The following is a 22876-nucleotide window of genomic DNA, read 5'->3' on the forward strand; positions in this document are numbered from 1 at the left end:
GTTAGAACCACATTGTGCTAAATTTAAGAATGAGCTCAAGACATAACTGTCTATCGTAGGTTGTGATAATAACTATGCCAACGCCAGATAGGATAAGATGGAAGAAGTGAGGTATACAAAGAGATAATGCTGGGTTGTAAAGAAGAGTTTAAATAAAAATATAACAATCCACCAAGTAGTTCAAAATTATAAATGCCAGAGATCAAATTAAATCTAATATCGAATCTTTTACGCCTATTTCGATATTTATCAGCAATAATTTTGAACCGTTTTAGCATACCAATAACGTTTTCATTGATAACTCTTTCTCCTGCTAACCTACGATTGTTCTTTTTATCATTTTTAGTTAAAGGATTTTTTTTGCTTTTTTTCTTTTGCAATTCAGAATTATTGTGAGTTTTTTGTATACCTTGATATCCTGTATCAGTAATCACTTTAACCTTGGGATGGATAAGAATTTTGGATTCCTTAAATAATCTAAAATCATGCTTTTTACCGTTAGAAAAATCTGTACATATTACTTGGTGTGTTTGGTGGTCTTTCTATAGGACTCTCAGTAGCATCAATCAAGACTACTTCATAATTCATATCACTCTTCATTAGAGCTTTACGACATGGAAGAGCAAAGTTTTGGTGTTTAACTAGCGTATCTTCTACCCATTTAACAGCCTTATATGCTGAACTTTCACTAATCCCATAGTTCTGACCTATATAACGTCAGTTTAGGATAAGAGAAAGTATGAAATGGATAATACAAAAGGTCTACAAGAGATATTATGTAATATCTTTAAATATAGTTTCAATTAATAACAGTTTATTTATTGCTCACATGTCTGTAAATGCAATTTTAGGATAAGAAACAATTAGAAATATGTAAATATACAAGTGTTATAATGGTGAATGTTCAGGTTATTAAGTATAGTATTATGAAAGAATATTTGTAGAAATATGAGCAATAAATAAACGGTTATTAATTGAAACTACAGATAATATATAATTATACATTATCTCTTGTATACCTTTTACTCACTACCTTTCATATTTTCTCTTATCCTAAATTAGCGTATATAGAAATAAGTACGGTATTCTCTAAGGTATTTTAAGTCCATCAGCAACTGTTCATCCAAATTGAGCTTATTTTTACACCCGACTTTTGATTTTTTAAGACCATCAGTTTGCCTCAAAATATCTACCATCTTTGAGAATGTTACCTTCCTTACTCCTGTTAATCGACGAAATTTTTCATCCTCTAACTCTTTAATCTAATCAAATTTCATTATTACTTCAAATCAGATATTTATAACACCATTCTACATCATTGGTTACTTTCGAAAGAAGTCTATTGCTTTGGCTTTTTGTTCAACTAATTGCATTGTTAGTGCAGCTAATAATACAGCTACATGATCATATTTGCATGGTACAAAATACCATCGACTGCGTCTTAACACCGAGCAAAACGCAGATGCAGATTGCTTAGCTTTTTTTGTTTTATTAAACATAATAACATTGAAGTAAACATTAACAACTCTATCACCGTTCTGTAAAACAGCTACTACACCTGCTAGATCTTCTTCTGCTTGCTGTATATCAGGAAAAATTTTTCCCATTCCTACATTAATATTTCTTTCTAGTGCTTCTCTTTTAGTTATAGCTACAGTCCTTTCCATCGCTTGATTTGGTAAAATTTGCAGACCAAAATGAATCAGGAAATTTGATTTTATATATTTATCACGACGTATTTCATTGTCTAAAAAAATACATGGCAGATAATTTCCACTCTGCCAGCCTCTTTTTTGCTTCTAGGATGATAATAAGACATTTTTTTGATTTTTTTGGCTGAAGTGTTAACAACAGCTACGCTTTGAATTGCTTTAGCTCACCTGTAGCATAGAATACAGCGTCTTTTTGATTTGATTTTTTATGTTTCAACTTTCTCAAGATTATTAGTATCAAAAACTCCTTGAGCAGCCATATTCTTTATTTCATATAGAGATTTGCATTTTTGATCTTTAGAAATTTTACAGTCAAAATTGCTTTCGAAAAAGAAGCTGGTTAAGCTCATACAGCATAATAACAATAATAAAAACTTCATTTTTTCCTGAAGTAGCATTAACAAGCATTACATATCTTAGAGTTTTTGAAAAAAAATTAACATTAAATATTGAGTGATTTTGTGTTTTCCTATTACTGTTAAATAAACATTGTTTTCTTCTTTTCGATGAGCAATAAATAATAAACTCCCAGACTCATGAACCTACAACTTCAGCTGCATTTTGATGGTACATAAAAATATCATTAATTTTTTCATCTTCTGCAATTGACATCAAGATATTATTGTCATATTGACAAATAATATTAATATAGCTACAGTTAAGTTTATATATCAACTCAAACTAGAATAAACTAAATAGCAGCTTTTATAAAGCGTATAAAGCTCACAATAACTCTTAATCTAACTTATTTCTTCTAGTTACTTAAATCATCTTAAATATGAAAGGTACTATCACAGTACTGTTCTTATGGATGGAAAGCCTTACTGCACTTACCTACCAGCTTATTTTCTCCTATCATCATTTTTCAATTTATCATAATTTGGTGTGTTGGGTAATTTTATTGACTGATTCACTATCTATCTTTATTATTTTATCTAGTAGTAAGGTTTACATAACAAAAATAAAATCATGCATTTTATAAACGAATTCATTAATCGAGGTTATTTTTATCAATCTACTGACCTTACAAGGCTAACACAAATTAGTAATAGCCAGATAGTAGCTTATATTGGTTTTGACTGTACAGCTCAGTCTTTGCACGTTGGAAATCTTATGCAGATAATGATATTAAGGCTATTACAGCAATGCGGCCATAAGTCTATAGTTGTTATTGGAGGAGCTACTACTAAAATTGGTGATCCATCTGGAAAAGATAAACTGCGCAGAATTATAACTAATGATGAAATACAGCAAAATATATCTGGAATTAAAAAATCACTAAAAAAATTTATTAAATTTGATGAAACGAAAAATGACGTATTACTATTAAACAATCAGGAATGGCTAGATTCTATCAACTATATTAATTTTCTTCGGGACTATGGTAGAGCATTTTCAGTAAACAAGATGTTAACCATGAATTCTGTTAAATCAAGGCTAGAGCGGCACACTCCTTTAAGCTTTTTAGAATTTAACTATATGCTGTTACAAGCATATGATTTTTACTATCTAAATAAATATTACAACTGCAATCTTCAAATTGGAGGTAGTGACCAATGGGGCAATATCACTATGGGCGTAGATTTAGTTAAAAAATTAAGTAATAATGAAGTATTTGGCTTAACAACTCCATTAATCACAAACTCATCTGGAGAAAAAATGGGAAAAACAGTTAATGGGGCTGTTTGGTTAAATGAAGATATGTGTTCTCCATACAATTATTTTCAATATTGGAGAAATATAGAAGACAATGATGTAATACGCTTTGCTAAGTTGTATGGCGAATTTTCTGAAGTAGAGCTATCTAAGCTTACAGAATTATTCTTCAATAATATCAATGAAGCCAAAAAGCAAATCGCTTATAAAATCACTTTACTATGCCATGGAAGGGATGAAGCAAACAAAGCACTTAATACTGCAATTCAAATATTTGAGCATAAAAAAGCTGATGATGAAAATTTGCCAACATTTACTATAAAGAATTGCAATAATTTAAAGGTTGGTATACCAATCACTGAATTATTAGTAACAATTGGGTTAGCTAAAACTAAATCTGAGGGGAAAAGATTAATTCAAGGTAATGGAATAAGAATCAACAATATAAAAGTTAATAACATAAACTTAGTTGTGCAATTGCATGATTTTATAGATCAAGTGATTACAGTTTCATTAGGCAAAAAATGCCATATTTTAGTTAAAATAGCTAAATAGCATCTTGTTTCAAACCATAGTTAAAACCATTGATAGTCAGAAAGAAGTAAGATAAAACAAAAGTTTGTATAAAATAATTCAATCTTGAAAAAGAAACAGATATTTTGTTAAGTTAAAAAACATAAGCAAAAAATATACTTCACTAGAGTATCAATTAAAAAAGATCTAAGTTATAATAATAACTGTTTGATATAAGTGATAGACAATATAGGATGAGTTAGCAGTACATGCTTTTTTATGCTTATGTATAGTGGAACATATATTATTTTGTACTTCTTATTCATATTACAAAAAAAGTCTTATATTAACATGAATTCAATATAAGAAGATAGAATAGAGATAGTAGAAATATTATATTGACTCCACAAGGCTTTCTGTATGTTATAATTCAAGAATTTATAAGCACAAAATATTTCAAAATATAGGACATGAGTAAAATGCTTCTACAGGATAATTTTTGAATATAAGATGCGTATGCTGCATATATCTAAGCCACTATAAAACAGTTATATTATATCCACTTCATGTTTAAGTGGATTTAACTAACTATAAGAAATAGTTAGAGTAAGAGTTATTATGAGCTTTATGCGCTTTATAAAAGCTGCTATTTAATTTATTAGACCTCTTTCGAAACTGGTTAAAGTAGTTCAAAATTATAAATGCCAGAGATCAAATTAAATCTAAGACCGAATCTTTTACGTCTATTTCGATATTTATCAGCAATAATTTTGAACTACCTTAACCAGTTTCGAAAGAGGTCTAATAAAATAAAAGTACCAGCAAAAGAAGAAAATACATTCAAGTTTAGAGATACAAAAGACAGGAACTGACTGTTTATAATATCATATACTGAATTTAGAAGACTATATTTATGAATAAACATTAATGGCATATAAAAATAGGAGATTTGCCAGACTTAACGGTAGTAGAAGCCAGAAAAAAGATACAACAGTTAAAAATGGATATTGCCAGAGGAATAAATTTAATTGAGAAAAGACGGAAGATAAATAAAGAAAGAAGAGACTTAAATTAGAGAATGAACTAACATTTAAACAGATGTATGAAAAATATATTGAAGTATGCAGCATCTTTATGCAATAAAAAGATATCAGAGATTAGCAGAGAAGATATTCAGAAAATTTTTGATGAAATAAAGAAAAGAAGAACTATGTAACAGCAAACAGTATTCTAAAACACTTAAGTCCTATATTTAATAAGGCAATAACCTATATACTGAATTTAAAATGAAAAAGCTTGTAATTAATTGTAATTTTGGCGGTCAAATAGCTCCTTTTACAGTAATGATACAACAGCCAAAACCAGATCAGCATCCTTTGCATTTTCAAGCAAATTGGTTATCCACTGAAAGAGGAGGAGTAATACCCGCTGAGGTAATGGATTCAATAACACAATTAGTAGAATTATCAAAAAAATATCAAGTACCCATAGAGGAATTGGTAGTGTATGCTTTGGGATCTGCACAGGGCAATAATAACACAGCTACTGATAACAATGATCAAGATAATAATAATCAAGCCAAGCAAGAAAGCCAAGCTACAGTTAGCAGCGACAATCCAAATGACTAGACAAATTATTTTGTAAAAATAAGCAAAGAGTTTAATATAGTGCAATGTGAAGTTATGTATATGACTTTGTTTAACATCAAGAGCTGATTAACCACGTTGTTCTACGAACATAAGCTTACTGATATATGCCAATGGGTGACCTTATGTATGAGGCCTCCATCATGGCAATACATTCTACGTTTAAGAAAATTTAACTAACCAGAAGAAATAAGTTAGTACAAAAGTTACTGTAAGCTTTATACGCTTTATAAAAGCTGCTATTTAGTTTATTCTCATTTGAGTTGATAAAATTTAACTGTAGCTGTATTAATATTATTTATCAATATGACAATAATATCTTGATGTTAATTGTGAAAATATAGCACAAATTATAGATAATAATTTTTACAATCCTTGCATGGAGATAAATAAAAATATATCGCTATTGTTAATAACTCAGCTAAGGACAACTTCCTACCTCTGTTCCTTTGATTACTACTTGGTATTAATCTCTTTCTCTCCCACTCTTGATATATCTTGCAAAAATTGTCTATTTATTTTTCATGTTGGGTTATTTCTTGTTTATTTAAATTTTTTTTATAACTCAACATTCTCTCTTTGTATACCTTTTATTCTCTACATTTAATATTTCCACTTATCCTAATCTGGCGTTATAAAGCTGTAAAATGGGTAGAAGACACCCTAGTTAAACATCCAACTTTGCTCTTTCAGGTCGTAAAGCTCTAATGAAGAGCGATATGAATTATGAAGTAGTTTTGATTGATGCTACTGAGACTCCTATAGAAAGACCTAAAAAAAGCAAAAATTCTATTATTCAGGAAAAAAGAAAAGGCATACACTAAAAACTCAAATAGTGGTAGACAAGAAAACGCATAAAGTAATATGTACAAATTTTTCTAACGGTAAAAAGCATGACTTTAGATTATTTAAGGAATCCAAAATTCTTATTCATCCTAAGGTTAAAGCGATTACTGATACAGGATATCAAGGTATACAAAAAATTCACAATAATTCTGAATTACCAAAGAAAAAAAGCAAGAAAAATCCTTTAACTAAAAATGATAAAAAGAATAATCGTAGGTTAGCATGAGAAAGAGTTGTCAATGAAAACGTTATTGGTATGCAAACGGTTCAAAATTATTGCTGACAAATATTGAAATAGACGTAAAAGATTCGGTCTTAGTTTTAATTTGATCTCTGGCATTTATAATTTTGATCTACCTTAACCAGTTTCGAAAAATGTCTAATTACATATCAGAAATAGTAACTTTATAAAAACTTACATCTTTTTTATAAAATTATTATTTCTTTTATTGATTTTTAACGCAATATCTAATCTGAAGTTATTAACCACAATCTATTATGTGCTAGATTAACATATACGAGTGCTGCTATTCTTATACTTTGATTACTTCCTTAAGCATTACCACTATTGTATAATATGCTATCATCAAATAATAATTTTCATTAGAGCCATGATAATTATTTTTCCTTTACAGTTACATTTTTTGTTGCTTTTTTGACTTATTTCTAGGCTTATTTGGAAGTGGCTGTGATACAACAGCTTGTTCATCAACGAAATCTATGTTATCAATGCTGGCTCTTATAGCATTAAGATCTTGTTTACTTATGTTTATGCTCTTATTGCTTTCCAAATCTATATTATCTACATCTTTTTGATTAACTGTTTGTTCTGTTAGTTTTTGCTGATTAACTGAATGCTGTTGGTTATTTTTTCTATTGAGGATTCCATGCATAACTTTTTGCACAGTTTTATATGAAAGATAAGCTATTGACGCCGGCACTGCCCCTACTACTGCAGCTGTCGTAGCACCAGCAACTATACCTACAGTTGCAAGTCTAGTTTTTACACTGCTTTCTCGCCAAAATTCTTTTCCAGCATGCAGAAGTAATTTCATGTATTTGTGCTCAAGTATATGCTTAACTATAGGTATTTTTCTATCCCATATTTTGCGTGCTTTCATGTATTTTTGCTCAGGCAAAACATCATCTGCTTTCTGTGGTTGCAGAACTCCTTCTTTAGCTTCCTTGCACAATTCAGATAATATCTTAACAAGCGTATCCTTTGCTACTGATTGATCACCATTACCTGTAATAAATTTCCACCCCTCTTTATTAAAGTTTTGTTCAATAATGCTGGCAAAATTAGTAAATTTTGCTAAGGTACAACTAAGCATATTATATGAATTAGCCCCCAAATATGCTAAATAGTCTCCATATAAACTATCAATATAACCAACTTTTTTATCTTGTTCTGAAAGTGGCAGTCCTTCTTTATCATTTTCAACCGCTGAAATAAAACTATTTGCAAGCTTATATACATCTACTTCACATGATTTCATATATGAAGATAACGCATTTGGTAGCAAAAGAGACATTTCTTTTGGCATAGAAGTTAATAATTTATACCCTAGACGCTGCGCTTTAAGTCTTACATTAATACCATCTTTATCCACAATAGTACATTTTGGATATCTTTTATTTAATCCAAGTCCTGCAAGCAAAGTCTGATCTTGATCTTTCATATGTTGCTTTAACTTATCATCAACATTTTTAGCGTCTTCCATATTAGCGCCAACCAAAATAGTGCTAGGAGAAAATTGTACATCCTGCAGATCAGCAGACATTAAATTAGATGATGTTAAATCACTACCTGTAATATTCATCCTGCTCATATTAGCTGCTACAAAGCTTGAGTTTGTCAAATTAGCTTTTTCTGCATTTGCAGCAGTTAAATTAGATTGATCAAAGCTAGCTTCTTTAGCTTGAGCATGACTCATATTTATATTAGTTAAATTTGAATCCTCCATTTGAATATGGTTCATGATTGCAGATTCAAAGTTAGCATTTTGCGCATTAATTTTATTAGCTTTAACGTCAGTTAAATTTGCTTCTACTGCAGTAACGTCTTCCATATTAGATTCATTAAACTTAGCTAATCTAGCATCTGCTGCTGTCAGATTTGCACTTTGCAGTATAGCTTTAGAACAATCTGCATTTATCATTTCTGCTTCTTGAAATGAGCTTTTCATTACATTAGCACATGATAAATCAATATTATTAGCTACTGTTAGTTCAAAATTAGCGTTCTGCATTTTAGCATGTTGCGCTTTAACTCTTATCATGTTAGCATGACTAAAATCTGCTTGTTCGAATTCAGCCCTACTCATATCACATCCACTTAAGTCAGCACCAAAACTATCAACATAAAATAATTTAGCTTCTTTAAATGTTGCTGAGTTGGAATGAACGCCATTATTGGTAACATCGCCTAATTCAGCTCCCATTAACCTCACATTAGATCCATTCGCCTTATCAAATACAACTCTGCTACCAGATATATTTATCAAATTAGTATCATTTAGTTTAGCCTTATAAAATTTAGTATCAGTAACATTTGATCCTTCTAAACAGCTACCATCTAGATTAGCCTTAGAAAAATTGCAAGATGTTAAATTACAATATGCTAAATTAACAGAAGACATATCCTTTTTACTAAAATCCAATCCACTTAGATTTTCTTTAGATGCGTCAGGAACTACAACAACTTTTATACCTGTAATATCAGGATTTAGTTTTTCTTTTAGAGAATTTTCTTTGTTTTGAATATAATCAGAATATTTTTTAGAAATAAATTCACAACAGCTCTGACCTTGTCCTTCTTTAAGAAATTCTTCAAGATCACTACGATTAACTTTAACTGTAACTTTATAAGCAGTATCTTCTTGATTACAGCGGTATGTTGGATCACATATAACATTCTTTATTATAACTTCTTTAGCAGCATTTGCTTCTTGATGTTGAATCCTTTTATCTGCATGATATAAATTTTGTAACTGATTGTAATGAGTTGTTAGACTATTATAGTCTAAATCATCCTTTCCAGATTTTTCAATTTCAGTTTTGATATCCTGCAGATCTTTTTCTATAGTTGCTTGTAGTGTTTGAATGCTTGGTATACTACCTTGCAAATAATTCACTGCAGATTGAAAATAGCTAAATATACTTGAACCAGTAGCTGGAGCTGCTCTAATAGCTGTTAATTTATTAGCTGTACGTTTACTTAAATCTTGCAAGTCACGAGTATAATCTTCTTTAGTATAATATTTATTTATTGAATGTGTCTGTTCTTCTTTTAACTCATCAGACTGCTCTAACCTAAGAACACCAAGTTTTTTTAAAACATTATAATCTGCAACATCAAAAGAGACATTTTCTATTGAACCATTATTGCTAAATAGTAAATGTTGTAGTTTTACTCCTCTTAAATCTAAATCTTTAATCGAGTGATTACTAAAGGCTACAGTATCAAATAAGCAGTCTCGAAAGTTTATATCTTTAGGAGAAAAATCAAATTCAATATTACGAAAGGTTGATCCTTGAAAATTACCACCATTAAATAACTCTTCTCGGCACTCATTAGCACCAGGATGAAAATCTTCAGTGCCAGTTAAAATATGAGTTTGAAAATCTACAGTAGGCCGTTCATCAAAAAGAAAATCATCATTAAGCATCTGTTGTTTATTATCGGCCATCATTTGAGGGTTATGATAAATATTAGCAACTACAGACTTACTTTTAAGATCATTATGTAATGATTCGACATTCGAATAAATTGATGTAATATTACTATAAAGGTTAGGGTATTGCCGTAATTCTGATAGGTCTTGTACATTGCTTAATTTATCACGCAGGAATTCATTAAACGATGCATTTACCTGTGCATGACTATATTTTTCCTGGTACTCTAATAATAATGCAACTCCATCCTCTGGTTTATATAAAAAATTACGTAATGCTTTTTGTAGTTTTATGTACTGACTATCAAGTTCATAATCCTGATCATCTGCCTCATTAATAGGAATTTGACTAATAATCATTTTAAGCTGATTCTTTTTAGAATAGCCAAACTCTTTTTCCATTTGGAGCTTAAACTCTTCATTGTCTAGATATAAATCTATATTTTTTTGTAGTGATTCTAGGTTTAAGCTATGATTTACAGTAAATCCATCATTATTTTGATCAAATGAGTTTTTTAAGAACTCATAAGAGTTGCTTTTTAAGTGTTTTGATAAACAGATATCAACCGGTAATATATTTTTCATGATTTTAGCTTTAATATTCACTGTTAATTTAAATTATAAACTAATAACCTAGAGTTGGATATAAGAAATAAGGTAAAATTTAGGCAGAATAAATATTGTAGCTCGCTTAATGCTTATGTCTAGAAAATTGAAACATGTTTTCTTTTTCAAAATAAATTGCTTAATTAAAAAAGTACTCTAGTTTGCAAAAGACCTTAGCGGCTTTCTTATTTGAGAGTATTCTATCTTTATATGTCTTCGTTATTCTTTTTTTCTGTTTTTTTATATCATGACTTCGATAATATTTCTTAACAAACCTATGTTAGCTACAGTACTATATACTATAACATATCAAAAAACAACATGACTTCTACAGCAAAATAATTACTTTTAAATAGCCTAAAAGTTGTAAGAACACGAATTTAAAATTCTCTAAAACTCTAGATTTAATCTAACACTTTATCATTTGAATCAAAATCAAAGGAAAGCAGCATATTCAATTATCCTAATCTGAATATTATATATTTTACTAATTTAAAAAATATAAAAGCTAGAAACTAGCTTTTATATTTGCAGACCCAATATGAGAAATATATTCGTTAGCTAAGTAAGCACTATATGATATTCCTATACCTACTTTGCCATGCCATACAGTTACTCCTACACCTAATTGGCCGAGTGACTGAGGTATTTGTTCAGCAAAGGAGCTAACATATTCCGGTTTGTTACTCTTAACACATAACAAGCGATGAATGAAGGCATGAAATTCAGGTACTATCGACATATTGTTATTAATATTATCAATAACATATTTTATCGTAATTCCTGCTCTACCTGTTAATATGTTATAATCTATATCTCTTATAGTAGTTTCAAATGCATGACTAGAATTAGTATATACAATACCAACTATTGGTGAAAAAGTTAGTTTTGAATTATGTTTTAATGGATATACATTACCAGCTAACATAAAATCACCATACCATCCTTGGCCATCAATATTACTAGATGGCTGAACAGTAGCATGATATCTAGTTGTACCATCATATTTAATCAACCCAACGATACTTTGCATAAATACATCTTGTCGAGGATAATATCTACCATTTAAAGATAATGAGTATACTTTACAGTTTGTTTCATTTAATATTACATTTTGACCATATGTAATATCCAGATTTGAATATAATCCAGTAACACCAATAACAACCTTCTTATTTAAATATTTATTTACTGTAATAAATGCTCCGCTAATGTCTGTGCTGTATCCTTGAATTTCCTTGTGTTCTGTTTTCTTAGTTTTACCACAGAATACATTACCATCAATATTCCACCCATTGCTGTTATAAATATTTGATCCAGAACTTATAATCTTTGGAGATTGATTTTGTACTGTTGCTATTTTAGATAAAATTGATGTTGTAGCACTCACTGCAGTATCAGCAGTAAAACTAATAGCATTAGCTAGCATTGCATTATGTTGAGCGGCCTGATGTAGCGGCTGTTGCTTTTCAAAGCTGGTAATTGCTTTGGTAGGAACGATTTGATCACTAAGTAGTTGCTCTTGCTGAAGTGTATCTAGTTTTTGGTTGAGAGAACTAACCAACTGATCAATATTAGCTATTTTATCATTTATAATTTTTAAATCGTTTTCTAAATTATTTTTATATTGTTGTAACACTGGTGGAAAATCATTAATGATATCATTAACGATTTTTCTGATTCTTTCTGATAAACCTGGATCTTGATGTTTAGTAGTATCAAGCTCATCAGCTCTAGGATCAAGCTTAGCTATCAAGCCTAATATATCATGTAATTGTTTAGATAACATTTCTAGATCTTGTGTAAATTTTGGCATAAGTGTTTTTATGTCTTGCATTTGCTTATACATTTGATCTAGTTCATTCTTTGTAGCTGGAGCATTACCTGCTTGCACGTGCTTTTGCAATATCTGTAGTATATTTTTAGATGTGGTAGATAGATCATCAAGCAATTGCTCATACTGGCCCAACTTTAACATGGAATTACTTCCTTGTTCACACGCTTTTATACTTTCGTCAATATCCTCTAGTTGCTCACCAATACCTAAATGCAACTTCTTTACTTCTGTTGCTAAATCATTTAGTGACGGTAAAGACAAAGCCTTAATTTGATTCTGCACATCCACTAGAGCTTGATGAAATTGAAATACTTTATCCAATTCTTGACTTAACTCATTTATTTCAGTTGTAACTGCGCGCCATTTTTTACCTGGATTATTTACTCCATGTATCCTGTCATCAAAACGCGCAACCCTATCGTTATCGTTAAATTTTGCTTCCTGATCTGTCATTGTAATAAGTCTAGCTGGGTCTGGAGCATCTGGGCCATTATTCGTATAACTTGATACTATATCGACTATTGATGGACGCATCTTGTCAATCAATTTCTTAGTATCCTGTATGTGCTTATAAAGCATTCTACTACGTGTTCTAGTGTTTTTTTTTCTATCATGCGGATCTTCTTCATTCAAGTAAACTGTTACTTGATTAGACGGATGTAATAGAAATTTATCCAATATGTCTGAATGTGACTTTATCTTCTCTAAATCTATACGATTATATATCTTCTCTCTGTCTCGCTCTAGATTTCGTTGTTGTTGAACTAGTTCAAATTTTCTTGCATCTATCTGATTTATTTTATTATTTAACTGATCTTGCTTTGTACTGTTGGACTGCGCATTTACGTTGAATATACTTTGAGCATTGCCAATAAAAAATAACGCAGAAAAAATTAACGATACTTTAATTAAAGCTACTTTTTTATTAATTTTTATCATAAGGTACACAATAATTTTAAATTGTTTTTGTAATTTATGTAATAAATTAAAAAGACTATAACAGCCTAGAGTGCTTTATTAGGTAGATGTTGTATTGATTAAATCACCCTATAGATATGTATCAATTTAATTATACTACTAATTTAAAGGATGTTAAAATATTTTAATTAATTTAGCAAGCGATTTTTAACATATAGTTAAAAACTCTTTAATAGTACTCAAAACTAGTAATATTATGCTGTATATTTTGCATGTTGACTTTTTGATGAAATGTTGATGATAGAACAGTAGTAGAATATTTAGTACGTAAACTTAAAGGATTGCTATTTACAGATCGTGAATTTATTAGTAAAAAAGCTTGCTGTATCACTTTCTAATTAAGGTTTAGAGTTAATCATAAAAACCAGATCCAACATGCAAGAAAAAGTAATTCATCATATGAAATCTCTACTTCTTAGCAAAATACGCATTTATAAAAACTATTAATGGTCAGTTAAAATATTGATCATATTCACCATAGGTCTGATATATCTATGATTAATACTTTTTACAAAAAGTAAGTTAATACATAGCAGTAAAAAATAATGTTCTATTACCTGTAAAGTATATGAAACATACAAGGTATTCTAATACCATCAGCAACTGTTCCTCCAAATTGAGCTTATTTTTCTTTTGATTTCTTAAGACCATCAGCTTTCCTCAAAATATCCACCATCTTTGAGAATGTTCCATTCCTTACTCCTGTTAATCGACGAAATTTTTCATCCTTTAACTCTTTAATCTGATCACATTTCATTATTACCTCAAATCAGATCTTTATAACACTATTCTACATCATTCTCTACTTTCGACAGAAGTCTATTTTTAAAAAGTATATAACATAACTATTTTATACTGGTCTAGCTATAAATCTACATTACAGCTTTTAACAGCATAATCTATATGAATTATGCCGTTATCATCTTTTGCATCAATATTAGCACCATAATCAATCAAAAGCTGTATAACATCTATGCTTTCAGCGCAAACAGCAATATGTAGTAGAGTTTCTCATTTATCATATCTTGCATTAATATAGCTAAGCTGCTATAAAACAGTTATAATGATTTGCTGCCACTATGACCTAGATACGCTTTTTAAAAAGTATATAATATAACTGTTTTATAGTAGATTGGCTATAATAAAGGTATGTTTTGGATAATAATAGACTTCTTTCGAAAGTAGAGAATGATGTAGAATAGTGTTATAAAGATCTGATTTGAGGTAATAATGAAATTCGATTAGATTAAAGAGTTAAAGGATGAAAAATTTCGTCGATTAACAGGAGTAAGGAAGGGAACATTTTCAAAGATGGTAGATATTTTGAGGAAAGCTGATGGTCTTAAGAAATCAAAAGCTGTACGTAAAAATAAGCTCAATTTGGAGGAACAGTTGCTGATGGTATTAGAATACCTTAGAGAATACCGTACTTATTCCCATATAGGCCAAAACTATGGGATTAGTGAAAGTTCAGCATATAAAGCTGTAAAATGGGTAGAAGATACCCTAGTTAAACACCCAAACTTTACTCTTCCATATCGTAAAGCTCTAATGAAGAGTGATATGAATTATGAAGTAGTCTTGATTGATGCTACTGAAAGTCCTATAGAAAGACCTAAAAAAAACAAAAATTCTATTATTCAGGAAAGAAGAAAAGGCATACACTAAAAACTCAAATAGTGGCAGATAAGAAAATGCGCCAAGTAATATGTACAGATTTTTCTAACGGTAAAAAACATGACTTTAGATTATTTAAGAAATCCAAAATTCTTATCCATCCTAAGGTAAAAGTGATTACTGATACAGGATATCAAGGCATACAAAAAATTCACAATAATTCTGAATTACCAAAGAAAAAAAGCAAGAAAAATCCTTTAACTAAAAATGATAAGACGAAAAAACAGCCAAAAAACACTGTGTAGTTTATTAACTGCAGCCTGTAAAAGTAATGTCTCAGGAATGAGATGTGAAAGAGATAAGATTTGAAGAGAAAATATGGCATATACCCAAAAAAACTAAGAGTAAAAGTGGAAAGACACTATATATAGGATTAGCTGATGCATTAATAACAATATTGAAATACCTAAAGCAAGAAACAAATAGTGAATGGGTATTGCCAAGCCCAAGAGATAATAGCAAACACTGATCAAATGAGGCAATACAATGTGCATGGGATAAAATTCGCAAAAAATCTGGAATACCGAATGTAACAATACATGATCTTAGAAGAACGTTTGCAACTTGGTCGATAAATAATAGAGAAGAACTACAGATAATAGCTGAAATGTTATGGCATAGTCGTATTTCAACAACAGCTAAAATTTATACTAAAATTAGTGTAGATAAGGTAAAAGCAGCTACAAATAAAGTTGTAAACAATATATTAACAAGTGATAATGCTAATACTGAACTAGACAAGATAATACCTGAAATCTTAGCATCATTAGGTCGCCAAGAAGAAAGACAGATAATAAACAGCTTATCTGAGAAATAAGGCTTGATATATTAGATAGATTTTGTAAATTTTTGAAAATCACAGTAGTAGAATGAGAAATCTCATTCTTCAATTGAGGCTGAAGGTAATTATGCAAAATCAAAAATTATGTTGGGCGTTATCAAGGCCGTTGAAGTATATGGGTTTGAGCATAGTTTTCTGGTTTACAATACTTCTATTAATTTATCTGCTAATTTATCTGCTAACCCTATATATAGAGTTTTACCATTTTTACTCTTAGTTTTTGGTATACACAATATTTTTTCGCTAAGGCTTATCTCATCCCATCTCATTCCTAATGTATTGCCACTACGAGATGCTGTGAATAAAGCTGTAAATAAAAACAGTTTTTCTGATATCTTTGATTGTTTTTGCTTTTCTGTTAATTGACTATTTTCTTTCTCTGCCAGCACTTTCATTACTCTTTCCATTTCTTCATTTGTTACATATCTAAATCTTGATTCTTGCTTGTACCTTTTTATTCCATGAACAGGATTTTTATCTATTAATCCCCACTCTATAGCCTTATTGAATATAGGATTTAAGTTCATAAGAATATTGTTTGCTGTCACATAGTGCTTTCTTGCTGTTATTTCATCAAAAATTTTTTGAATATCTTCTTTGGTAATCTTTGATATCTTTTTATTGTATAAAAATGCTGCATATATCTTTATTCTTTCAGCGGTTCTCTTCCAACTTTTATGATAAAGACTACTATATTCAGTATATTTTACATGCACCTGTCCAATTTCGTTTGTACTTTTATTTTATTTAATGCTGATTGTGTAAATTTAAATACTGTTACTGGCATATTTATCACCCTTCATTAATTTTAAATTGAAGTAATTAAATAATAACTTATTAATTTTTAAAATTAGCTTAAACTTATAGTCTGTAGTATGATTTTTATTTAATAGCAAATACTTTTGTAAAAATAAAAAATATTTTTAAGCGACGTTATCAACTGAAGGTTACTCTAAGCTTATCAACTATAAATTCAAGTTGCTTGATTAAAAATTAGCACTTCAACTAGCCAAATATTAGACATAAATTTCGTTATATTTTCGCAATTAACATTAAGATATTATTGTCATATTGACAAATAATATTAATACATCTACAGTTAAATTCATGTATCAATTGGCTAACTCAGCCATCCTTACATCATCTCCAAATCCTTATGTTTCACACTTATACTTTGAATACTTACCTAATTACGTAAGAGTTATAAGGACTTCTCAAGTTGTGTCATTAATCTTTACAAACTCGCTGACGCCTACGCCACCCGTGGTTGAAAATTTTTGAATTTTCACTAGTTTGACCTCCAATCTTCTTTTGCCTACTATGTAGTAGAGCATATTGGCTTCCACTACATCATACTTTCGGAGCTATCACGTTCACCATTTGGTTTCAGTTAGAATGTTTCACTGTCTACGCTTTACTACTGTCGTTACCTTCAACTGCACAAGACTCGCTATATGGTTGAGCTAGCTTCTCCTTCCATAACTAGGCTTTTAGCAGAAGATTAATTCACCTTATCTTGACTCACATACTATTCCTTACTTTGTATAAAATTCCATCTAGCTTTTATGATTGTACGAGAACATTGACTATATAAATCAAACTTTTTAGCTTTTTGATGATGCGCAAGTTGAATTGCATAACTGTTTATGCGCTAAGTGAGTCAAAAAAACTTTTTAAATACACCATCTATAACTCCGCTAATTTTACAAGTTTAAATTTTTGTAGCTTGATCTGGTAATAATACAGGTATTCCATTTTTAATTGGATAAGCTAATCTAGCTTCCTTGCTTATTAAAGTGCTACTTTTTTCGTCATAAACTAACTTACTTTTAGTAACTGGACATACTAAAATGTTGAGAAGGCTAGTAGAAATTTTCATAATTACTTATAGAACTTATGCAAGATGCTATTTAATAATAAAAATTCAGTAAAAATTACTTAACATCAAACTAATAATATTATGTAGTTAATTATGGATTAAAGCTAAGTAATTTAAATTAACCTGGCTCTACTAATTATCAATTGATAATACAGCTTGTTGCCAAGTAATTGGTTGGCCATCTAAATCTAGAACCACTTCGCCTGTGCTTTCATATTCAGCTGCTAAGAAAGAGCGAGATGAAGTTATTAATTTTACAGGCTTAATTTTTTGCTTATTATAAAAATAACCTTTGGCTACCTCACGAACAGTAGGGTTATTCTTAGATGCAGTTTTTGCTTTGCCCTTAGACATGTTTAACTCCTAATTATTAGATTGATGCTTTGGTGATAAATATAATGTTAAAAATTTAATCTTTAGTAAAATACTTCAAGTATAAGCGCTGCTAAAACTTTTATAATCAAGAAATAATGGTTGCGGAGATAGGACTTGAACCTATGACCTTCAGGTTATGAGCCTGACGAGCTACCACTGCTCTACTCCGCGTTAAACTTATAACTTAATATTCTTCTTAAATTTATAACGCTGATACTATATTACAATATATAACAACATTATACTAAAAACAACTATTTTTTAGTAGTGAATAACCCTGGAAACCGGTTATTAAATTCATTAATATCCTTATTTGATGTATCAAATACGTTTCTTCCTTTTCCAGTCCATGCAGGATGTGTTCTATAATCTACATCCATTAAAACCTCATCACCAGGATATGTAGACATAACTTCAAAAGTATCACCACTAATTTTAACCAATAGCCGTTTATAAGGAGGATGAATATTCTTTTTCATAATCAAAATTTAACTTTTACTTTCATTGTTTTTAATGATCTTCTTTACTTCTATAGCAGACTTAGATAAAGTTTTATCACTAGCAGATAAAAGATAACAATCTAATCCCCCAACTTTATCTAGCGTTCTCATTGCTCTTGCTGCAACTTTAAATTTAAAAGCCTTTTTAAGGCTATCACTAAACAAAGATACATTTTGTAAATTAGGTAAAAATTTACGCTTAGTTTTTCTTTGAGAATGAGATACATTATGTCCTGATTGAACACTTACACCTGTTAATTCACAAACTCTTGACATATTAATCTTAAAACTATTGAACTATTACAATGTTAAGTACCTTATACTAACACTTACTAGCATTGTGTCAAGCTATAATTTTATTTATTTATAAAATTATCTAGTTGTATGGAAAATTACTATATAATCTGTATAATTAATAATTTTTAGTATATTAATACAAAGATGCTACCTTGTAAAAGCTAATTTTGATATATTAAAACTTAACAAGTAAAACATACATGCATTTGCAACTTAAGAATTATGAATTCTGACTTACACAACTATTTGAAAGGAATTCTTTGGTTTTTTCTAGCATTATTATGTAGTGTGCTAAATGATATAATATCCAAAAAAATAGGCTTAAGCCTTAGCGCTGCTCAAATATCATTTCTTAGATCTTTTGGAAGCACTTTAGCACTAATACCATTTATATTGTTTACTGGTATAAAAACTCTTAAGAGCAAAACATTAAAAATACATTTTCTAAGAGGAATATTATTATTTTGCTCTCTATCAACATGGGTATATGGACTAACAATCACGTCTGTAGCATCAGTAACAATTATATCTTTTTCTATTCCATTAATTACATTAATTTTAGCTAATCTAGTACTCAACGAAGATGTTAAATGGTATAGATGGGTTGCGACTATATTAGGATTTATAGGAGTAATAATTGCAATACCAACAACTAAAACAATATTTGATATTAGAATTTTAGTGCTGTTCTTATCAGCATTTATTTTTGCTATACTTGATATTATTAATAAAAAATTTGTTAATAGCGAATCAATGCTATCAATGTTATTTTATTCTGCTTTTTTCACTACTATTGTAGCATTACCATTTGCATATTACTCATGGAAACCTCTAAACTATACCTATTGGCCTTTAATTTTTATTTTAGGTTGTAGCGCTAATTTAATTCTCTATTTTCTTCTTAAAGCTTTTAGTTTAGTAGATAGTAGCGCTGTTGCTCCTTACCGCTACATAGAGCTAATACTTTCTGCTATAGCTGGATTTTTATATTTTAACGAAGCAGTAAGCTATGATATTTTGTTTGGAGGGGCAATTTTAATTTTTTCAACTACTTTCATATTTTATACTGAAAAAGCTAATATCAACAAACATTAAAAATTATTAATTTTTAAATGCTAAACAAAAATTACAAAATTATTCTAAGTAGCTGTATTGCTAATATCTTCGAGTGGTATGATTATACGTTATTCATTCATTTCTCCATTACTATTGCAAACAACTTTTTTCCAAAAGCTAATCAATCAGCTATTTTATTAGAGGCGTTCTTAGTTTTTGCAGTAGGATATTTAGTTAGGCCAATTGGAGGTGTATTTTTTGGTATTATAGGAGATAAATTCGGCAGAAAAGAAGCAGTAGCAATGTCAGTAATATGCATTTCTTTACCAACTACAATTATCGGCATTCTACCTACTTATCAATCAATAGGAATCAGTGCTACTATTATTATCACCATAACTAGGTTGCTACAAGGATTATCTGTTGGAGGCAATTTAACCGGTTCAGTTTCATTCTTAATTGAACATAGCAATAAAAAAAATCATGGACTACTTGGTAGTTTATTGATGTCTAGCTTATGTATCGGTATATTGCTAGGATTACTAACATCATACTTAATTAAAGCTATCCTAACTCCAGAACAGTTTAATAATTGGGGCTGGCGCATTCCATTTTTACTCGGCTCTCCAATAATTTTACTAGGCATTTATATTAAATATGCTATTCAGGATACTCCAATTTTTAAGCAGATGCAAACTGCTAATAAAATTGAAAAGTTTCCACTCAGAAAAACTTTGAGATTACACTGGAAAGATATATTGATTTCTATTATGATTAACTCTACTGGATCAGTTATATTTTACTTTGAAGCAGCGTATTTAATAAATTACTTAGAGTTTAACAAAGGATTTGATAAAATAGCAATTGATTTTCTAAACAGATGTTGCTGTATAATAATGGCTATAGTTACACTGTTTAGTGGATGGCTATATGATCGAATAGGGGCTAAAAAATTATACACAACAATCATTACATTAATTATATTATCTATCGGATTCATAACTCAATTACTAGAGCAAGAAAACTTCAATCTGGTTATTTGTGCTCAAGTCGCAATAGCGATTTTAGCAGCATTATATATAGGGGCTGAACCAGCTATGCAAAGTGCATTGTATTCTAATAACATTAGAAATACAGCATTATCTTTATCATACAATATTTCAGTAAGTATTTTTGGCGGCACTGCTCCAATTATTTTTGAGTATTTAGTGCAAACTACAGGCTCTCTTAATTCTGTAGCATATTATATTATAGCTTGCTCACTTATAAGCTTGATAGGAATATGTTTATATAAACAAAGTTCAGATATATAAGAAATATGATAGAATATATTGAAAATCGATCTTGCTATAACCAAACTACTATAAAATAGTCATAATAGTTTGACTATCACTATGATCTAGATATACTTTTCAAGAAGTATATAACATAACTGTTTTATACTAGGTTAGCTATAGCATTCGCTTTTTCTGTTCTCCTATACTATTGCCAAGTGCCAAAGCAAATAACCAGATCACTTCTCTTTTAAGCAAAGCCTGACAGTATCTTTGGCTTTTTATTAATAACGACATTTAGTAGTTCACTTATGTTAACCTTACCATTCTAGCCTGCCTCTAACCACATGAGACTAGTAATCTAATCTTCCTCTCACGATTCCGATCCCCTTTCGAGTCGAGTACATTGTCCTAATAGCTTTTTTTTATATATCGAATCACTTCTTTGCATATATCAACACAGGCTACCTTGGCAGAACAACATGTTTAATCTATTTTCATAGTCAAACAATCATATACATAACTTCACATCTCACATTCTCAAAATATTTTAATTTGCTATTTTCAATATAACAAATTATAATTAATGTAGTTTTTATCAATTTATAGTAGTATTACTAATATGCCACGTACAGTTTCAGATTCATCAGAAGATAAAGAAGAACTATTAGTTACTAAAATAGCAGAATTAGAACAATCATTAAAAGGTTTAGAGCAACAACTCGACAAGTATATCAAGAAGCATGGACTTACTGAACAATCAAAGAATCTTCTAGATGGGCTAACGAGCTCACAGGAAGAACTAGAAAAGCTGAAATTAAATAACGAGCCTACTAATACTGAACCTATTTGGACATCATTAATAAAAGCACTTACTAAGTTTATATCAACAATCAAGGAATGGATAACAGGAGAACCAGATCAAAGTATATCCAACTCTATGAATAAAATTAGTAGTTTTATTGAAGAAGCTGAAAAGATTGTGCAAGAGGACCCTAGTATACTACAAAGCGTATATAATAAATTAAAAAAGCTTTATAGTAGTACAATAAGTAGTGATACTCCTGAAAAAGGTATTGGTGGTACCACAACTACATCCCCAGAAGAACCAGCGCATGCTTCATTCAAAGGTGGAGCTGCAGGATTTGCAGCACTTGCTGAACAATTAGCTGAGAAGTATGGGCATAGCAGCACAAGAGAGGAGGAGGATAGCAGCAAGAGCAAGCATACTAAAAAATCTTTACTAGCATCTTCTGAAAATTTAGCAAGCTCTTCTGCAGCTTTTTTAGAAACTGCAAAACTGCTAAGCAGCAGCAATCTTAATCCTTCTGCTACTCCAAAAACAACTCCAACTGCCAAAAGCAAAAAAGGTGGATATAGTAAGTAACTATGAATGTATTACGTTTGCGTTTTATTTAAAATTGGGAAAGAGAAAAACTTTTGTCCTGTAGAGTTTTATTTTACTAGCAATGCTTTTATGAGCAACCAGTAACAGTATAAAAATTC

Annotated in this window: 17 protein-coding genes, 1 tRNA gene and 8 pseudogenes; 10 read left to right on the plus strand and 16 right to left on the minus strand. The window is 29.9% G+C overall.

Annotated features, from left to right (window positions below; genetic code table 11):
- Positions 1–50 precede the first annotated feature (50 nt).
- The 4 genes and pseudogenes from DK405_RS13750 to DK405_RS02920 all read right to left on the minus strand — a co-directional run.
- Positions 51–714: pseudogene (locus DK405_RS13750) on the minus strand (transposase family protein); the annotation flags it as partial.
- Positions 715–1058: 344 nt separating this feature from the next.
- The gene (locus DK405_RS02910; RefSeq protein WP_373455920.1) at positions 1059–1196 is read right to left on the minus strand and encodes a helix-turn-helix domain-containing protein; all 138 of its coding nucleotides are present in this window, start codon (positions 1194–1196) and stop codon (positions 1059–1061) included.
- Positions 1197–1340: 144 nt separating this feature from the next.
- Positions 1341–1815, minus strand: a pseudogene (locus DK405_RS02915) (TraC family protein); the annotation flags it as partial.
- A gap of 103 nt (positions 1816–1918) precedes the next feature.
- Positions 1919–2092, minus strand: coding sequence for a hypothetical protein (locus tag DK405_RS02920; RefSeq protein ID WP_045912701.1), 174 nt, complete (start codon positions 2090–2092; stop codon positions 1919–1921).
- A 589-nt stretch (positions 2093–2681) separates the two neighbouring features.
- Between DK405_RS02920 and tyrS the strand changes: the two genes are divergently transcribed.
- Positions 2682–3923, plus strand: a complete 1242-nt coding sequence (gene tyrS / locus DK405_RS02930) for a tyrosine--tRNA ligase (protein WP_045912702.1) — start codon at positions 2682–2684, stop codon at positions 3921–3923.
- A gap of 637 nt (positions 3924–4560) precedes the next feature.
- Here the strand turns inward: tyrS and DK405_RS13755 are convergent.
- Positions 4561–4656 (minus strand): annotated as a pseudogene (locus DK405_RS13755) (IS5/IS1182 family transposase); the annotation flags it as partial.
- 174 nt (positions 4657–4830) lie between these two features.
- On the opposite strand from DK405_RS13755, the gene DK405_RS13760 reads away from it, so the two are divergent.
- Positions 4831–4956 (plus strand): syntaphilin domain-containing protein, encoded by a 126-nt coding sequence (locus DK405_RS13760; protein WP_231108566.1) that lies wholly within the window; start codon positions 4831–4833, stop codon positions 4954–4956.
- A gap of 211 nt (positions 4957–5167) precedes the next feature.
- Complete coding sequence (locus DK405_RS02945) at positions 5168–5509, plus strand: DUF2610 domain-containing protein (RefSeq protein WP_064613296.1); 342 nt, start codon at positions 5168–5170, stop codon at positions 5507–5509.
- A gap of 371 nt (positions 5510–5880) precedes the next feature.
- On the opposite strand, the pseudogene DK405_RS15355 reads toward DK405_RS02945, so the two are convergent.
- Positions 5881–6042 (minus strand): annotated as a pseudogene (locus DK405_RS15355) (IS982 family transposase); the annotation flags it as partial.
- Between the two features lie 118 nt (positions 6043–6160).
- On the opposite strand from DK405_RS15355, the pseudogene DK405_RS02955 reads away from it, so the two are divergent.
- Positions 6161–6735 (plus strand): annotated as a pseudogene (locus tag DK405_RS02955) (IS5 family transposase); the annotation flags it as partial.
- Between the two features lie 273 nt (positions 6736–7008).
- On the opposite strand, the gene DK405_RS02960 reads toward DK405_RS02955, so the two are convergent.
- The 4 genes and pseudogenes from DK405_RS02960 to DK405_RS13765 form a co-directional block, all read right to left on the minus strand.
- A complete protein-coding gene (locus DK405_RS02960) occupies positions 7009–10635 on the minus strand; it encodes a pentapeptide repeat-containing protein (protein ID WP_231967606.1) in 3627 nt (1208 codons plus the stop codon).
- 529 nt (positions 10636–11164) lie between these two features.
- Entirely contained in the window at positions 11165–13432 is a 2268-nt protein-coding gene (locus tag DK405_RS02965; protein WP_231967607.1) for an autotransporter domain-containing protein, read from the minus strand.
- Positions 13433–14050: 618 nt separating this feature from the next.
- Positions 14051–14228, minus strand: a pseudogene (locus tag DK405_RS02970) (IS5/IS1182 family transposase); the annotation flags it as partial.
- Positions 14229–14335: 107 nt separating this feature from the next.
- A pseudogene (locus tag DK405_RS13765) lies at positions 14336–14470 on the minus strand (ankyrin repeat domain-containing protein); the annotation flags it as partial.
- A 246-nt stretch (positions 14471–14716) separates the two neighbouring features.
- Between DK405_RS13765 and DK405_RS02980 the strand changes: the two are divergent.
- From DK405_RS02980 to DK405_RS14950, 3 genes and pseudogenes are all read left to right on the plus strand, one after another.
- Positions 14717–15363: pseudogene (locus tag DK405_RS02980) on the plus strand (IS5 family transposase); the annotation flags it as partial.
- A gap of 74 nt (positions 15364–15437) precedes the next feature.
- Positions 15438–15617 (plus strand): hypothetical protein, encoded by a 180-nt coding sequence (locus DK405_RS13775; RefSeq protein WP_064613290.1) that lies wholly within the window; start codon positions 15438–15440, stop codon positions 15615–15617.
- A gap of 12 nt (positions 15618–15629) precedes the next feature.
- Positions 15630–15965 (plus strand): tyrosine-type recombinase/integrase, encoded by a 336-nt coding sequence (locus DK405_RS14950; RefSeq protein WP_080946426.1) that lies wholly within the window; start codon positions 15630–15632, stop codon positions 15963–15965.
- A gap of 164 nt (positions 15966–16129) precedes the next feature.
- Here the strand turns inward: DK405_RS14950 and DK405_RS03000 are convergent, their stop codons facing one another.
- From DK405_RS03000 to rpmB, 6 genes are all read right to left on the minus strand, one after another.
- The gene (locus tag DK405_RS03000; protein WP_052691621.1) at positions 16130–16705 is read right to left on the minus strand and encodes a tyrosine-type recombinase/integrase; all 576 of its coding nucleotides are present in this window, start codon (positions 16703–16705) and stop codon (positions 16130–16132) included.
- Between the two features lie 995 nt (positions 16706–17700).
- Positions 17701–17868 carry a Trm112 family protein gene (locus DK405_RS03015; RefSeq protein ID WP_080946428.1) on the minus strand — a complete coding sequence of 56 codons (168 nt, stop codon included), beginning with the start codon at positions 17866–17868 and terminating at the stop codon, positions 17701–17703.
- 132 nt (positions 17869–18000) lie between these two features.
- Positions 18001–18222 carry a hypothetical protein gene (locus tag DK405_RS03020; protein WP_011944324.1) on the minus strand — a complete coding sequence of 74 codons (222 nt, stop codon included), beginning with the start codon at positions 18220–18222 and terminating at the stop codon, positions 18001–18003.
- 117 nt (positions 18223–18339) lie between these two features.
- A tRNA-Met gene (locus DK405_RS03025) sits at positions 18340–18414 on the minus strand.
- 83 nt (positions 18415–18497) lie between these two features.
- Positions 18498–18722: a 50S ribosomal protein L31 gene (gene rpmE, locus DK405_RS03030; protein ID WP_012462202.1), complete on the minus strand. Its 225-nt coding sequence runs from the start codon at positions 18720–18722 to the stop codon at positions 18498–18500.
- A 9-nt stretch (positions 18723–18731) separates the two neighbouring features.
- Entirely contained in the window at positions 18732–19019 is a 288-nt protein-coding gene (gene rpmB / locus DK405_RS03035) for a 50S ribosomal protein L28 (protein ID WP_045912101.1), read from the minus strand.
- Positions 19020–19262: 243 nt separating this feature from the next.
- Between rpmB and DK405_RS03040 the strand changes: the two genes are divergently transcribed.
- The 3 genes from DK405_RS03040 to DK405_RS03050 all read left to right on the plus strand — a co-directional run bounded on the left by DK405_RS03040 (position 19263) and on the right by DK405_RS03050 (position 22757).
- Positions 19263–20135: a DMT family transporter gene (locus tag DK405_RS03040; protein WP_045912102.1), complete on the plus strand. Its 873-nt coding sequence runs from the start codon at positions 19263–19265 to the stop codon at positions 20133–20135.
- A 17-nt stretch (positions 20136–20152) separates the two neighbouring features.
- Positions 20153–21409 (plus strand): MFS transporter, encoded by a 1257-nt coding sequence (locus tag DK405_RS03045; RefSeq protein ID WP_045912103.1) that lies wholly within the window; start codon positions 20153–20155, stop codon positions 21407–21409.
- Positions 21410–21992: 583 nt separating this feature from the next.
- Positions 21993–22757: a hypothetical protein gene (locus tag DK405_RS03050; RefSeq protein ID WP_045912104.1), complete on the plus strand. Its 765-nt coding sequence runs from the start codon at positions 21993–21995 to the stop codon at positions 22755–22757.
- The last annotated feature ends 119 nt before the right edge of the window (positions 22758–22876 follow it).

Origin of the sequence: Orientia tsutsugamushi (assembly GCF_900327275.1) — a bacterium.
GTDB lineage: Bacteria > Pseudomonadota > Alphaproteobacteria > Rickettsiales > Rickettsiaceae > Orientia > Orientia tsutsugamushi.